Source organism: Rufibacter tibetensis (assembly GCF_001310085.1).
Taxonomy (GTDB): domain Bacteria; phylum Bacteroidota; class Bacteroidia; order Cytophagales; family Hymenobacteraceae; genus Nibribacter; species Nibribacter tibetensis.
The window spans coordinates 4,869,986-4,884,121 of sequence record NZ_CP012643.1; the positions used below are offsets into that span (position 1 = coordinate 4,869,986).

14 protein-coding genes are annotated in these 14,136 nt (G+C 46.1%); 9 read left to right on the forward strand and 5 right to left on the reverse strand.

Features of this window, described 5'->3' with window-relative positions; translation table 11 throughout:
• Positions 1–45: 45 nt before the first annotated feature.
• Positions 46–996, reverse strand: coding sequence for an aldo/keto reductase (locus DC20_RS20150; RefSeq protein ID WP_062545494.1), 951 nt, complete (start codon positions 994–996; stop codon positions 46–48).
• 105 nt (positions 997–1,101) lie between these two features.
• A complete protein-coding gene (locus tag DC20_RS20155; RefSeq protein ID WP_062545495.1) occupies positions 1,102–1,734 on the reverse strand; it encodes an NAD(P)H-dependent oxidoreductase in 633 nt (210 codons plus the stop codon).
• 122 nt (positions 1,735–1,856) lie between these two features.
• On the opposite strand from DC20_RS20155, the gene DC20_RS20160 reads away from it, so the two are divergent.
• Positions 1,857–2,222: a winged helix-turn-helix transcriptional regulator gene (locus tag DC20_RS20160; RefSeq protein WP_062545496.1), complete on the forward strand. Its 366-nt coding sequence runs from the start codon at positions 1,857–1,859 to the stop codon at positions 2,220–2,222.
• Positions 2,223–2,264: 42 nt separating this feature from the next.
• On the opposite strand, the gene DC20_RS20165 is transcribed toward DC20_RS20160, so the two are convergent.
• On the reverse strand, positions 2,265–3,527 hold the full coding sequence (locus DC20_RS20165) for a dicarboxylate/amino acid:cation symporter (RefSeq protein ID WP_062545497.1): 1,263 nt from the start codon (positions 3,525–3,527) through the stop codon (positions 2,265–2,267).
• Between the two features lie 264 nt (positions 3,528–3,791).
• Between DC20_RS20165 and parS the strand changes: the two genes are divergently transcribed.
• The 7 genes from parS to DC20_RS20205 all read left to right on the forward strand — a co-directional run bounded on the left by parS (position 3,792) and on the right by DC20_RS20205 (position 9,743).
• Positions 3,792–4,220 (forward strand): type II RES/Xre toxin-antitoxin system antitoxin, encoded by a 429-nt coding sequence (parS, locus tag DC20_RS20170; protein ID WP_062545498.1) that lies wholly within the window; start codon positions 3,792–3,794, stop codon positions 4,218–4,220.
• Positions 4,217–4,678 (forward strand): RES family NAD+ phosphorylase, encoded by a 462-nt coding sequence (locus tag DC20_RS20175; RefSeq protein WP_062545499.1) that lies wholly within the window; start codon positions 4,217–4,219, stop codon positions 4,676–4,678. The genes parS and DC20_RS20175 overlap by 4 nt, the downstream gene beginning before the upstream one ends.
• A gap of 220 nt (positions 4,679–4,898) precedes the next feature.
• Positions 4,899–5,351, forward strand: a complete 453-nt coding sequence (locus tag DC20_RS20180; RefSeq protein WP_062545500.1) for a hypothetical protein — start codon at positions 4,899–4,901, stop codon at positions 5,349–5,351.
• 395 nt (positions 5,352–5,746) lie between these two features.
• Entirely contained in the window at positions 5,747–6,562 is an 816-nt protein-coding gene (locus DC20_RS20190; protein ID WP_071885660.1) for a PhzF family phenazine biosynthesis protein, read from the forward strand.
• Between the two features lie 122 nt (positions 6,563–6,684).
• Complete coding sequence (locus DC20_RS20195; protein WP_062545503.1) at positions 6,685–7,662, forward strand: isoaspartyl peptidase/L-asparaginase family protein; 978 nt, start codon at positions 6,685–6,687, stop codon at positions 7,660–7,662.
• Between the two features lie 5 nt (positions 7,663–7,667).
• Positions 7,668–8,420 (forward strand): copper homeostasis protein CutC, encoded by a 753-nt coding sequence (locus tag DC20_RS20200; protein ID WP_062545504.1) that lies wholly within the window; start codon positions 7,668–7,670, stop codon positions 8,418–8,420.
• A gap of 168 nt (positions 8,421–8,588) precedes the next feature.
• Positions 8,589–9,743, forward strand: coding sequence for a sigma-54-dependent transcriptional regulator (locus tag DC20_RS20205; RefSeq protein ID WP_062545505.1), 1,155 nt, complete (start codon positions 8,589–8,591; stop codon positions 9,741–9,743).
• 91 nt (positions 9,744–9,834) lie between these two features.
• Here DC20_RS20205 and DC20_RS20210 read toward each other — a convergent pair whose 3' ends face one another.
• Positions 9,835–10,827: an acyl-CoA synthetase family protein gene (locus tag DC20_RS20210; protein WP_062545506.1), complete on the reverse strand. Its 993-nt coding sequence runs from the start codon at positions 10,825–10,827 to the stop codon at positions 9,835–9,837.
• Between the two features lie 78 nt (positions 10,828–10,905).
• Here DC20_RS20210 and DC20_RS20215 point away from each other — a divergent pair, with 78 nt between their 5' ends.
• On the forward strand, positions 10,906–11,466 hold the full coding sequence (locus DC20_RS20215) for a hypothetical protein (RefSeq protein WP_157593304.1): 561 nt from the start codon (positions 10,906–10,908) through the stop codon (positions 11,464–11,466).
• A gap of 80 nt (positions 11,467–11,546) precedes the next feature.
• On the opposite strand, the gene DC20_RS20220 is transcribed toward DC20_RS20215, so the two are convergent.
• A complete protein-coding gene (locus DC20_RS20220; protein ID WP_062545508.1) occupies positions 11,547–13,958 on the reverse strand; it encodes an alpha-ketoacid dehydrogenase subunit alpha/beta in 2,412 nt (803 codons plus the stop codon).
• Positions 13,959–14,136 lie beyond the last annotated feature (178 nt).

Consider the following 14,136-nt stretch of genomic DNA (forward strand, 5'->3'; position numbering starts at 1 on the left):
AACAGGCATCTTGTTTCGATAGCAATAAGCTATATTTAAACGGGATTAGTAAGAGCTTGCTTTATCTAGCAAATCAATATCTAATTGTGTTATAGTTAATTGTGCTGCTTTAGTTAAATCTTCTAATTGGTTTAAGCTGGTGGCACTGGCAATAGGAGCCGTAATGCTTGGCCGAGCCATGAGCCAGGCCAAAGATACCTGCGCCGGGTTGGCATTGTGCCTGGCCGCCACCTCATCTAAGGCAGTTAAAATGTTGAAGCCGCGTTCGTTCAGGTACTTTTTGATACCCCCTCCCCGCTGGCTTTTACTTAGATCTGCCTCAGATCGATATTTCCCCGTCAGAAAACCACTGGCCAAGGCAAAATAATTGATAACGCCAATTTCTTCCTGCAAACAAAGCTGCTCCATTTCCGCCTCAAACTCCTGACGGGTGTAGAGGTTGTAATCAGGTTGTAATGTTTGATAAATAGGAAAATGATGCTGTCTGCTTATTTCCAGGGACTGCTTTAAACGGTCTACGCTGAAGTTAGAGGCCCCAATGGCTCTTACTTTTCCTGATTGAACTACTTGGCTGTAGGCCTCCAGGGTCTCCTCAATAGGCGTGCTCTCATCATCAAAGTGGGACTGGTATAAGTCAATATAATCGGTTTTTAGGCGCTGCAGGGACTCATCTACTGATTTTAAGATATGGGCTTTATTCAACCCCTTCCGCTCGGAGCTTAATTCTGATCCCACCTTAGTAGCTATCACTACGTTTTCACGATTCCCGCGGGATTTGACCCAATTGCCTATGATGGTTTCTGATTCCCCTCCTTTGTTGCCGGGTACCCAGTTGGAGTAAGAGTCTGCGGTGTCAATTAGGTTAAAACCAGCATCAGTGAAGGCATCTAACAGTTGAAAAGAGGTTTTCTCATCAATGGTCCAGCCGAAGACGTTGCCTCCATAAGCCAATGGAGCTACTTCTAAGCCCGATTTTCCCAGCATGCGCTTTTTCATAGTGTTTGTTTAGGTATGTCAATTTATTGAATAGAAAAACCCGCCGAACCAAAGACTTGGTTTCAAGGCGGGTTTGTATAGGTATTCTCTTTTTGAGGAGAATGGTTACGCTACTTTCAGGAAAAACTTATCTGCCGGACGACGTACCTTTTTGGCCGAAGCTAGCACATCTTTCTCTGCATCACGGTAGCCCAGAGCCAACAGAGCCACGCTGCGAAGACCTTTTTCGCGCAAGCCCAGCAGTTCATCCAAGGCAGGCGGGTTGAACCCTTCCATTGGTGTAGAGTCTATTTTTTCAGCAGAGGCCGCTACTAAACCAGTACCCAAGGCTATGTAGGCTTGTTTAGCAGCCCAGTTAAAGTTCTCCTCAGCAGTTCTACTCTTGATCATGCTGTTGATGCTGTTGGAGAAACCTGCCAAACTATCAGGAGAAACCCCTCTCTCAGACGCGATCTGGTTCATGTAAGCCGCCACCTGCTCTTCAGACAACGGATCCCAAGCCGCAAATACCAGAAGGTGTGATGCTTCCACAATCTGCGGCTGGTTGAAAGCTACTGCCTGAATCTGCTTCCGCATTTCAGGATCTTCCACTACCACCACATTGTAGGGCTGGAAACCCATAGAGGAAGCAGAAAGCCGGATGGCTTCAAAGATGTTATCTAATTTTTCCTGCGGGATTTTCTCGCCCGTCATGCGTTTGGTGGCATAGCGCCAGTTCAGATCCTGAAGTAAGTTCATGTTATATTTATTTAAAATAATTGTTAGTACGATAGTTGTATAAACAAATTTACGTACTTTTGGTTTCAAATAGATACTGGTTTACATTTATATACTGGTATCTAAGATGAAATCATACAGATATGGAAGCAGTTATCAAATCAGAACGCAATTTGTGCATCACCCACATCCTGCCCATCAGAGATGCGCTGGACATTCTAAGTGGAAAATGGAAGATTCCGATTATTGTGGCTCTTTGCGTGCACAAAAGACGCTTTAAAGAATTGCACCGCGATGTGCAGGGCATCACCGCCAAGATGCTCTCCAAAGAATTGAAAGAGTTGGAAATAAATAAATTAGTAAAACGCACCGTGCATGACACGTCGCCGGTTACCGTGGAGTACTCTATTACCGAGTATGGTCATAGCCTTACCCCTGTCATTAATGAATTGCGTGACTGGGGCATGAAGCACCGTGATAAGATCATCTACCACCCAGAAGAGGTATAGTGTTTCGGGGCTGTTTTCTGTAAAATAGCCCCGAAATCATTTTCAGCCAATTAGCTTTTTAGCGTGCTCCAGGTCTAGCTCTTTCTCCCACTTGGCCACGAAGATAGTAGCCACGGCGTTGCCTATGAGGTTGGTGAGCGCCCGCGCCTCACTCATGAACCGATCAATGCCCAAGATCAGCGCCAGACCAGCTACCGGAATATTGCCTACGGCCGGAAGCGTAGCCGCTAAAGTGATGAACCCGCTCCCTGTTACCCCCGCTGCTCCTTTAGAAGTTAGCAACAAGACCAGCAGCAAGGTTAATTGATGCCCAAAGTCCAGCGGAGTATCCGTTGCCTGGGCTACAAACACTGCGGCCATGGTCAGGTAAATGGAGGTTCCGTCCAGGTTGAAAGAATAGCCGGTGGGTACTACCAGCCCCACTACTGGTTTGGCACAGCCTAACCGCTCCAGTTTTTCAATCAGGTTGGGCAACGCGGCTTCTGACGAGGAGGTACCCAGCACAATTAGCAGTTCTTCCCTGATGTAGCGCAGCAATTTAAAAATGCTGAGGCCCATCACTTTCATCACCCCTCCCAGAATTACTACTATAAACACCACGCAAGTCAGGTAAAAAGAACCCATTAGCTGCCCCAGGGCACCTAAAGAAGCTAAGCCATATCTCCCGATGGTGTATGCCATAGCCCCCAACGCTCCTAAAGGCGCCACTTTCATGATAATGTGGATCACGGCAAACAATGCATTGGAAAAGGACTGTATGCCGTTGTACACCGGCCTTCCGCGTTCCCCAATCTTTGATAATCCAAACCCGAACAGCACGGAGAAAAACAGGATCTGCAGTAAGTCTCCTTTGGCAAGGGCGTCAATGATGTTGTTGGGGATGAGGTGCAGTAAAAACCCTACTGCCCCGGCGTGTTCCGTCTTTTCACCGGCACTTGTCATGGCAGAAAGTGCATCGGTGTCCAAAGTAGCGGCATCTACGTGCATGCCCGTTCCCGGCTGAAGCAGGTTTACCACTAATAAACCAAGGAGCAACGCAATGGTGGTGAGCACCTCAAAGTACAGCAGGGCCTTCACTCCTACTCGGCCCACCTGCTTCATGTCCTGCATGCCTGCAATACCCGTGACAATGGTGCAGAACACCACCGGCCCGATCATCATTTTCACTAATTTGATGAACGCATCTCCCAAGGGTTTTAACTGGACTGCCAGATCTGGCACGAAATGGCCTAAGGCGACTCCTATGATAATAGCGGTGATTACTTGAAAATAGAGGCTTTCGTAGAGAGGTTTCTTCCTGATCATGTAGGCTAGTAACTAAGCAAAGGATAAGAATAAGCAGATTTATGGGAAGGAGCAAAAGCAATCCTACTCTAAAACCTGTTTTAAAGTTTTTTTAGAAAACTCAGTTAAAACAATAATACTTAGTGTTAAATCCTTATCTGGCTAATTCTCTGAAAGCTTTTCCTGTAAGGTATTTTTTATCAAGGTTGAAGCAAACAAACTAAATTACGACAACTGTCGTTATTATAATGACAATTGTTATCTTTGGCTTAAATCAGAATTACCATGGCAGCGGCACTTAATTTAGAAACCAACCTTTCCAATACTTCGGTAGATGACCGCGACATTCTGTTGCTGGTGCAGACAGTGCGGCAGGGAATTAAATACCCACTTTTTGTGAAGATTGCGAGCCAAAGCCCCTTCAACCTTAGTGAGTGGTCGGTATTTCTGCATTTGTCTGAGCGCACCATTCAGCGGTACAAAAAGGAAAAGAAAACATTTGACCCCATCCACTCTGAAAAAATACTGGAGGTAACCTTGCTGTACAAGCGGGGCATTGAGGTGTTTGGAAATCAGGAGAGTTTCAACGCCTGGTTAGAAGCGAAGAATGTAGCCTTAGGAGGCATCACCCCAAAAAGCTTACTGGATACCACTTTCGGGATCAGTTTGCTAAAAGATGAACTCACCCGGATTGAACACGGTGTCTTGGCATGATCGTGTACCGCCTGAGCAAAGGTCTCTACAAAAATGATCTCTCCGGCCGCGGGGCCGAACTGGCAGGCGGCCGCTGGAACAGCAAAGGAACGGCCCTGCTTTACACCTGCGAATCACGTGCGCTATGCACCACCGAAATAGCCGTACACACTCCTTTGGGAATTGTACCTGTTGATTACTGGCTGATTACGCTGGAGGTACCAGATACACTTCCGCTCAGTGAGGTTCCCGTACCTCAGCTCAGCTCCGATTGGAAGTCTTTCCCCCACCCCAATGCCACTCAACTCATAGGTGATGCTTTTGTGCAGGAGGGCCGCTTTGTGGGCTTGAAAGTCCCTTCGGCAGTAGTGCATGGCGACCATAATTACTTGTTCAATCCGCGTCACCAGGAATTTGGGGAAATCAAGCTACTAGAATCTGAGCCTTTCCCTTTTGATGCCAGGTTGTTTATCAAATAAAATCTAAGGGGTGGTGTGATTATAGTATCAAGGGAAATAAAAACTAAGCGCCTATAAATCACTAGATAATAATTTATACCTAAGAATGGGTATTGCTTAAGGCGAATGGTTCTTATACCTTTTGTGAAAGTTAGTCATGTGCATTCGGCCCTATCTTCAATGTATAGGTAACATTACCTGCCAAAACCCATGTATTCAATTCAGAATTATCCCCCATCACATGAAAAAGTTAACCCGTTTTATTTTTCTTCAAATCCTTTTCATTTTTGTTTTCTTATCCACCTCCTGGACTCCTGCTTTGAAGAGATGCCATAAGATTAACGCCAAAGCAGAAGGTGTAGTCATATTCCAACACAGAGAGTCTATAGCTACTGAAGCTGATATTATTGGAGGAGGATTGTTAAACGGTACAACAAGAGCTTCCTTTATTCTAACTTCATTTGGGTCCTTTACGGGATTTCTTCAGATCACGACAAAGCACGGAAAACTTGATTTTCGTATTTACGATGGGTATGCTTCTGAAACAGAATTCAGGGCTACAGCAGTTGCTATGGAAGGTAGTGGCACCGGAAAATTAAGGGGAGCCACAGGTGTACTGTACCTGGAAGGTGTCACCATTAATGCAAATGGCGACTTTACCGAAAACATCACCGGTGAAATTTGTTTAGATTAAGCCTAATAAGAGCTAATATCTTACTTGTTGCTCTTGTCCACTAATGGCTGAATTTTCATAAAGCAGAAAAAACCAGTAGAAGCAAAAGCAATTGTCCCAAGTCTATATCCTCTACATTCAGGAGGGAATGGACTTGGGACAATTGCTTTTGCTTCTTTATAAAGGAGATGAAAGATTCGTATTAAGGAGATACATTATTGATATATGTTGCTTAAAGCAGAATCAGAATCTTTATTTCAGGTGGAATACATTCATTAGGCTTCAATCTTTTTTAGCAAATCACCAACCAAAACTAAAGCTGTATTAGCTTATCTTTTAAAGATCATTTACAAGAGATTGAATGAATAGAAAATAGAGGAACTTTGGTAGATTCATGCTTCCGCTTAAGAGAGAACATGAAAATAAAGACGTACATCATAGACGCCTTCACGCAAGAAGCCTTCAAAGGAAATCCGGCAGGCGTATGCCTGGTGGAGCAACCACTTTCTGAAAACCAGATGCAGGCCATCGCCGCCGAGATGAATCTTTCTGAAACAGCATTTCTGGTGCAAAGACCTGAGCAGGATTCTTCTTTTGACATCAGGTACTTCACCCCCACCGTGGAGATTGCTTTCTGTGGCCATGCCACCCTTGCCTCGGCCAAACTGGTGCTGGAAGAATTAGGCCTGGAACAAGTGACGTTTACCACACAACATCAATTGGTTTTAGAGGCGGTAAAAGAAGAAAACAAGATTTTGATGCAGTTCCCGCTGTACAATTACCAGCCTCAAGCTTCATTGCCTGTGGTCTTTGAAGCATTAAGTTTACCTCCTTCTCTTCCCCTGTTTTATTCAGAGCCCATTCAGATGCTTATTCTGGAAGTGCCAAATAAGCAAACTCTGCTACAGCTTCGACCCGACTTTGGACACCTGCTCCGGTTGCTGGATAATGTGAATGGGTTAGCGGTCACCACCAGGTCTGAGGACCTGGAGTATGACTTTTACTCTCGATGCTTCTGGCCTTGGGTGGGCATCAACGAAGACCCGGTGACCGGCTCAGCGCACAGTGCCTTAGCAAAATATTGGGCAGATAAATTACGTAAAACCGAACTGCGGGCTTTTCAGCTCTCAGCCAGAGGTGGCTATCTGGACCTGCGCATCAAGAATGAAAGCACATTAGAAGTGCGAAGCCAAGCCCAGATTGTACTTGAAGGCGTATTGCACCTGAGCTAACCTTTCTATTAGGTTTATTAATAACTTCTTGATGAAGTACTTTAAAGAGTTTTTGGGGTACTTTCCTGAAGGTAGGCCCAAAACAAACGCTCTTTTTTCCTGCACACACAACAACCAAAACTATGAACAGCAGACGTAATTTTCTGAGGCTTTCGGCGCTAGGAACCGCTTTTGTAAGTGGATTGTATCCCATCCACAAAGTATTTTCTGGTTCCATCAAACAAGGGAAAATCAACAAACCTTTGGTAATCTCTACCTGGGACTACGGCATGCCAGCCAACGAAGCAGCCTGGAAGATCCTTTCTCAGAACGGGCATGCCTTGGATGCGGTAGAAGCTGGCGTACGGGTACCGGAAGCAGACCCCAACGTGCGCACCGTAGGATACGGCGGTTTTCCGGACCGGGAAGGAAATGTGACCTTAGATGCCTGCATCATGGACAAGGACAGCAACTGCGGGGCAGTAGCCTATTTGCAACACATCAAGCACCCCATCTCGGTAGCCCGGAAGGTTATGGAAGACACGCCGCACGTGATGCTGGTGGGCGATGGCGCGCTGCAGTTTGCCTTTGCAAAAGGCTTCAAAAAAGAGAACCTGCTTACCCCAGAGTCTGAGAAGGACTGGAAAAACTGGCTTAAGGAGTCTAAGTACAAGCCGGTCATCAACATAGAAAACCATGACACTATTGGTCTATTAGCGTTAGATGCCCACGGAAACCTGGCTGGCGCTTGTACCACTAGCGGGGCAGCTTATAAAATGAGAGGCCGCGTGGGTGATTCTCCTATTATTGGCGCAGGCCTGTTTGTAGACAATGAGATTGGAGCCGCTACCGCCACTGGTTTAGGTGAAGCCGTGATCAGGATGGTGGGAAGTCACCTGGTAGTGGAATTGATGCGCCAGGGGCATGCACCTGAGAAGGCTTGCCAACTGGCGGTAGAGCGTATCATCTCCAAACAAAAAAATGTAAAGGACTTGCAGGTAGGCTTCATCGCCATTAACAAACAAGGCGAATACGGTGGCTACTGTATTCAGCGCGGGTTTAACTATGCCGTTCGAGACGCCCGCACCAATACTTTGTTAGATGCTAAATTCAAACTCTAATTTGCATGAGTAAGGCTATCCAAATGGAGGTGTGCGTGGACTCGGTGCAATCAGCCATCACTGCTCAAAAGGCAGGAGCACAAAGGGTAGAACTCTGCGACAATCTGGTGGAGGGTGGCACCACTCCTAGTGCCGGTATGATCCAGCTTTGCCGACAACATCTTTCCATCAGCTTGCACATCCTTATCCGGCCGCGTCGTGGAGATTTCCTTTACACTGATCTTGAGTTTGAGGTCATGAAGCAGGACATTATGGTAGCCAAACAACTAGGCGCTGACGGAGTAGTGTTTGGCGTTCTGTTAGCCGATGGAAACATAGACGTGGTTCGCACCCAAGAATTAATAGAACTTGCCCGTCCACTCAGCGTCACTTTTCACCGGGCTTTTGATTTAACCCCTGATCCACACAAAGCACTTGAAGATTTACTTCACCTGAAAGTAGACCGGCTGCTTACCTCTGGCCAAAAAGCCACTGCAGCGGAAGGAGCAGCCTTGATCAAGCACCTCTGTGAAAGAGCTGGCAAGAATCTGATCATTCTGCCCGGGGGTGGCATCAATGAGCAAAATATCCAATTTCTACTGGAGAAAACCGGTGCTACCGAATTCCATGCATCTGCGAGAGCGTTTCAGGAGAGCCAAATGGTATACCGAAAGGAGTACGTACCTATGGGCGGAACTCCCCTAGCTACCGAATATGGCAGCATGAGGGCTTCCTTTGAGAGGATAACTTCTCTGTTGCTACAGGCAAAAGGATCTTAACTCCTACTTGTCAACTGATCAAATTTTTATACTTTTAAACTTTAGACTGAAGGTATTTTGAGCCAGAATTATTGAAAACAGCCCTAAAATATCCTACGGCAGCAATCCCGCGTAAGCCTCGGAAATAAACCACAAACATTTACCGTTGGCACAGAAAAGAAGAAAAACATGCCCAAAATCCTGATCATAGATGATGAACGTAGCATCCGCTACACGTTGAAAGAAATACTGGAGTACGAGAACTACACCGTAGACGAAGCCGAGGACGGTGAACGCGGTCTAGAACTGCTCCAGAAAAGCAAATATGACGTGGTGCTCTGCGATATTAAGATGCCAAAGTTAGACGGCATGGAGGTGCTGGAGCGGGCAACCATCCTGGTGCCAGACACGCCCTTTATCATGATCTCGGCGCACGGTACCATTGACACTGCCGTAGAAGCGACCAAAAAAGGCGCGTACGATTTCCTTGTAAAACCACCAGATTTAAACCGCTTGTTGGTATCGGTACGCAACGCTTTAGACAAAGCAACGCTGGTTACGGAAACCAAAACACTAAAGAAAAAGATCTCCAAAACGTATGAGATGGTGGGTTCTTCTCCTGCCTTAGGTAAAGTGAAGGCCGCTGTTGCGAAAGTAGCCCCCACTGATGCACGCGTTTTAATCACGGGTCCTAACGGAGCAGGAAAAGAATTGGTGGCCCGCTCCTTACATGAGCAAAGCAACCGCGCTCAAGGCCCGTTGGTAGAAGTAAACTGCGCCGCCATACCCAGTGAGTTGATTGAAAGCGAATTGTTTGGACATGAGAAGGGCTCCTTTACCTCTGCCGTAAAACAACGCATCGGGAAGTTTGAGCAAGCCACTGGCGGTACTTTGTTCCTGGACGAGATCGGAGACATGAGCCTTTCGGCACAAGCCAAGGTGTTACGCGCCTTGCAGGAACACAAAATTACCCGCGTGGGTGGCGATAAGGACATTACCGTAGATGTACGCGTAGTAGCAGCTACAAACAAGAATCTGCTGGAGGAAATTGAGGCCAAGAACTTCCGCGAAGACTTGTACCACCGCCTCAGCGTGATTCTGATTCATGTACCACCGTTGAACGAACGCCGTGAAGACATTCCGGATTTGGTGGAAAAGTTCCTGCAAGACGTGGCCCGTGATTACGGAAATAAACCCAAGAAAATAACGCCTGAGGCTCTTAGTTACCTTCAAGCCTTAGATTGGCGCGGCAACGTACGGGAACTCCGTAACGTGGTAGAACGCCTGGTCATCATGAGCGAAGACACCATCACTGAAGAAGATGCCCGCTCTTACGCCAAATAGATAATGATTTGCTAAAACAGCAGCGCCTCTCATAATAAAATGAAGGGCGCTGCTGTTTTAAAGCTATTATAAGGGTAAAAGGCAATAAACACTAACTTACCAGCAAGTTACATCCTCTAATGTCTGAGTTATCAAATCGGCCCATGATCTCAAAAGAACCATCATGATATAACTTTCCCAAGTCTTTCGTCTCTATGAAGGCACAGGAATCTACGTTGGCCAGGTCAATCACGTTAACCCCTCCAGAACCTGCTTGAGCTGTAACGGAGAAAGGATCATTGACATCACGCACCAACACCCGTAGCGTACTCGAGGGATGAAAGATTCCTTCCCCGGTTGAATAAGCTTGAGAAAGCAGTTCGGTCATGCCGTACTCAGAGTGGATAGCCTCCACATGGAAAGAATCCTTCAGCAAGGTGTGAAGCTCTTCGCGTACCATTTCGCGTCTTCGCCCTTTCATGCCCCCTGTTTCAAAGATGGTGATGCCACTTAGCTCATCTGCCCCGGGCTCCTCTGTTAAATCTAGTAAGGCGTACGTTACCCCAAAGAGATACACTTTCTTCTTCTGAGCTTTGGCTTCTCCCACAGTTTGCCTTAAGTCTTCATGGTTCCTCAGGTAAAACCCAGGTTTGCTTTGCCCTGTAGCTTTCATAAAATGATCTATCATCATAACCAATGAGGAATCTCCCTGCTCCAGATAAGAAGGCAGCAAAGCCAGCACCACACAGCCTTCCAGAGGCCCGTATGTTTGTTCGAATAGGTGTTGGGCATGCAGTTTGTAAAACTCAGGATCAGCGACTAAGTGTTGACTTCTTTGCTGTAAAGTAGTGCCGCTGCTCTTAAAGATAACTTGAGGGGTAAATGAATGGGATTGAACGGTATGGGTTTTGAAGAATTCTATTGGTAAAAAAGGAATCTGATATAGGTCCTTTACCTGCTTAGGATCTCTTTTAAGATGGAATAAGTAGTCTCTGTAGACCAGATTGTGCTGTGCCTGAAACTGAAATAGTTCTAAAGCAGCAGAGACGAAATCATTTGGTCCGTATTGAATGATATTTCTTTTAAACTCTTCAGGAAAACCCATGGGGGATGATGCTTATTCTTACAACAAAGTAAACAAGTGCGCGTTATGATTTGTACCTTAGGTGCATATAAATCTTCTATGAAAAAACATCGACTTCTCTGTGGTTTAGCCTTTGTTCTTGGTACTCTGGGACTAACGTCCTGTTATGACGTTCCGGATTTTGACCTTTCGCCTAACCTTACGTTTAGAGGAATTGAGCAGCGCACCCTACGAAACCCGCAGAACGTTAGATATGATTCCCTAATTTTAGTGGTACGGTTTCAGGATGGAGATGGTAACTTAGGTTTGTCTGAAACGCTGTTCCCAGAAGATATTCAGGGTTCTTTCGCGCCAGGGCAACCAAACTTCTACAACTTCTTTTGCAATCTCTATAAGAAAACAAACGGGAAATATTCTCCAGTTTTAGACCCAAGTGGAAACCGAATTGTCTACAACGGGCGTTTCCCCCGGCTCTCCTCAGATAGCCGCGAAGAACCTTTAGAAGGTGACATAAGGTACAGCATCAATATTTTTGAAAGTGGTTTTAGCCCTATTAAAAAAGGAGACACCATTAGATTTGATGTGCAGGTAGTAGATAGAACCTTCAACAAAAGCCAGGTTGTCACCACTTCAGATGTCATTCTCTTTTCACAGGAATAGAAACTTAACTGGTTGATTATAAACAAAAAGGCCTGCTTTATATAAAGCAGGCCTTTTTGTTTATAATTTCTATTTTGAAATTAATATAAAGATGGAAAAGCCACCGGATCTACCTCATGCATCATGGCATATACAATTTCAAAAACATCTTCTGCACTAGGCTTAGAGAAATAATCCCCATCTGTTGAATAAGACGGACGATGGTCTTGGGCAGTAAGGGTAGCTGGTTTTGAATCCAGCCAACGCCATGCATCCTGGTCCTCTACCACTCTCTGCATCATGTAAGCAGTAGCCCCTCCGGTAACATCTTCATCGGTGAAAAGCACCCTGTTTGTTTTACGGATAGAGTCAGCGACTATATGCTCCAGGTCAAAAGGCAACAAGGTTTGCACATCTATCACTTCAGCAGATATACCTACTGCTTTTAGCTGCTCAGCTGCCTCAAGCACTACACGGCACATAGAACCATATGTAACAATGGTGATATCAGTACCTGGTCTAAGCACTTCCGGCATACCTAATGGAATGGTGAATTCACCAATATTGGCCGGTATACGCTCTTTCAAACGGTAACCGTTTAGGCATTCCACCACCAGAGCAGGTTCATCAGACTTCAGCAACAGGTTATAGAAACCGGCTGCCTGGGTCATATTACGAGGCACCAACACGTGCATACCTCTAAGACTGTTCAAGATCATACCCATAGGGGAACCTGAATGCCAAACACCTTCCAATCGGTGTCCTCTGGTACGCACAATAATTGGTGTTTTCTGTCCTCCTTTGGTGCGGTACTGCAAGCTGGCCACATCATCACTCAGAATCTGTATTGCATACAGGAGGTAATCTAGGTACTGGATTTCAGTAATAGGACGAAGCCCTCTCAAAGCAGCTCCTATGCCCTGCCCTACAATGGTACACTCCCGGATACCTGTGTCAGTAACCCTAAGCTCACCATATTTATCTTGCAATCCTGCAAAGGCTTGATTTACATCCCCAATCTTACCTACGTCTTCACCAATGGCGAATAACCGGGGTTCACGTGCCAAGGCGGCATCAAAGCAGGCTTGTAATACTTCCCGGGCATCTACTAAAGGACTTCCTTCGTTGTACTCGGGTTTGATTTCTTCTACTAACAAGGCCGATTCATCAGACTGGCTATACAGATAAGAATTGTAGCGCTCCGCATTCTCACCTTGAACAGTTTCTAACCATTTCACCAGGTCACGTTTGGCAGCCGTTTTCTCAGCCCGGGCGTATTGCAGAGCTTTACGGGCTGCTCTGATGGCATCAGACCTAAGCGGATTTATAGTCTTCTGGAGTTCATCCCGCAGAGAGGCTATTTTAGAAGCGTTTTCATTAATACTGCCTGAAAGCTTCTCCAGCAGGTGCAGACACTGCACATGATCTACCTGGATACCGGCATTAAAAGAGTTCCAGGCTGCAACCCGGGCCACCCGAACCGCTTCTTTGGCTTCAGCCTCTATTTGGTTTAATTCAGCATGCTCTGCGTAGCCACCAGTGATAAGCCAGTTCCGCATTTGCTTGATGCAGTCATACTCCTCTTCCCAAGCCAGCCGTTCTTTTGATTTGTAACGTTCATGTGATCCGGAAGTAGAGTGCCCTTGTGGCTGAGTTACTTCTTCCACATGGATTAGAACCGGAACGTGCTGCTCACGACAAACCTGGGTGGCTTGGTGGTATACTTCACAAAGAGAAGGGTAATCCCAACCTTTTACTTTGAAGATTTCATATCCTTGCTCTCCCGGAGCTTCGCGCTGGAAACCAGCGAGTATTTCTGAAATGGAGCTTTTAGTAGTTTGATAATGTGCCGGAACTGAGATGCCATAGCCATCATCCCACACAGACACCAACATAGGCACCTGTAGAACTCCGGCCGCGTTAATGGCTTCAAAGAAAACACCCTCAGAGGTAGACGCATTTCCTATGGTACCAAAGGCGATTTCGTTTCCGTTGATGGAGAAATCTGTGAACTGGCGCAGGTCCTGGTTTTCCCGGTATAATTTAGAAGCATAAGCCAAACCTAATAAGCGAGGCATTTGGGCACCCGTAGGGGATATATCAGCTGATGAGTTCTTGTTGGTAGTCTGAGGCTTCCAATTTCCTTCTTCGTCTAAAAGTCTGGTCCCGAAGTGACCTGTCATGCTGCGGCCAGCGGTAGAAGGCTCCTCCTCCACGTCTGTGTGGGCATACAGCTGCGCAAAGAACTGCTGCACGGTTAGCTCACCAATGGCAAACATAAACGTTTGGTCTCTATAATACCCTGACCGGAAATCACCGGAGCGGAAAAAACGGGCCATGGCTAGCTGAGCTACTTCTTTTCCGTCTCCGAAAATCCCGAACTTGGCTTTACCCATGAAAACTTCCTTTCGGCCAGTTATACTGGCTTGCCGACTCTCGCAGGCAATGCGATAGTCTTGCAACATCTCTTCTCTTGTAAGGGAAAGCTGATTTGTCCGTTCAACGGTTTGCATGCGGTATCTTATAAGGTCCTTGAAGGATTTTTAAAGTCAAAACTAAGCAAGTTTTACCCCATTTTCAAATGGTGTTAGGGTAGCCAGACGCTTACTGGTGTTTTTTGTAGCTTACAGAACTAATTTTCCTTATTTTTGTTTTGTCCCTAACTGGGCTACTTTACAGAAGCAAACCCTT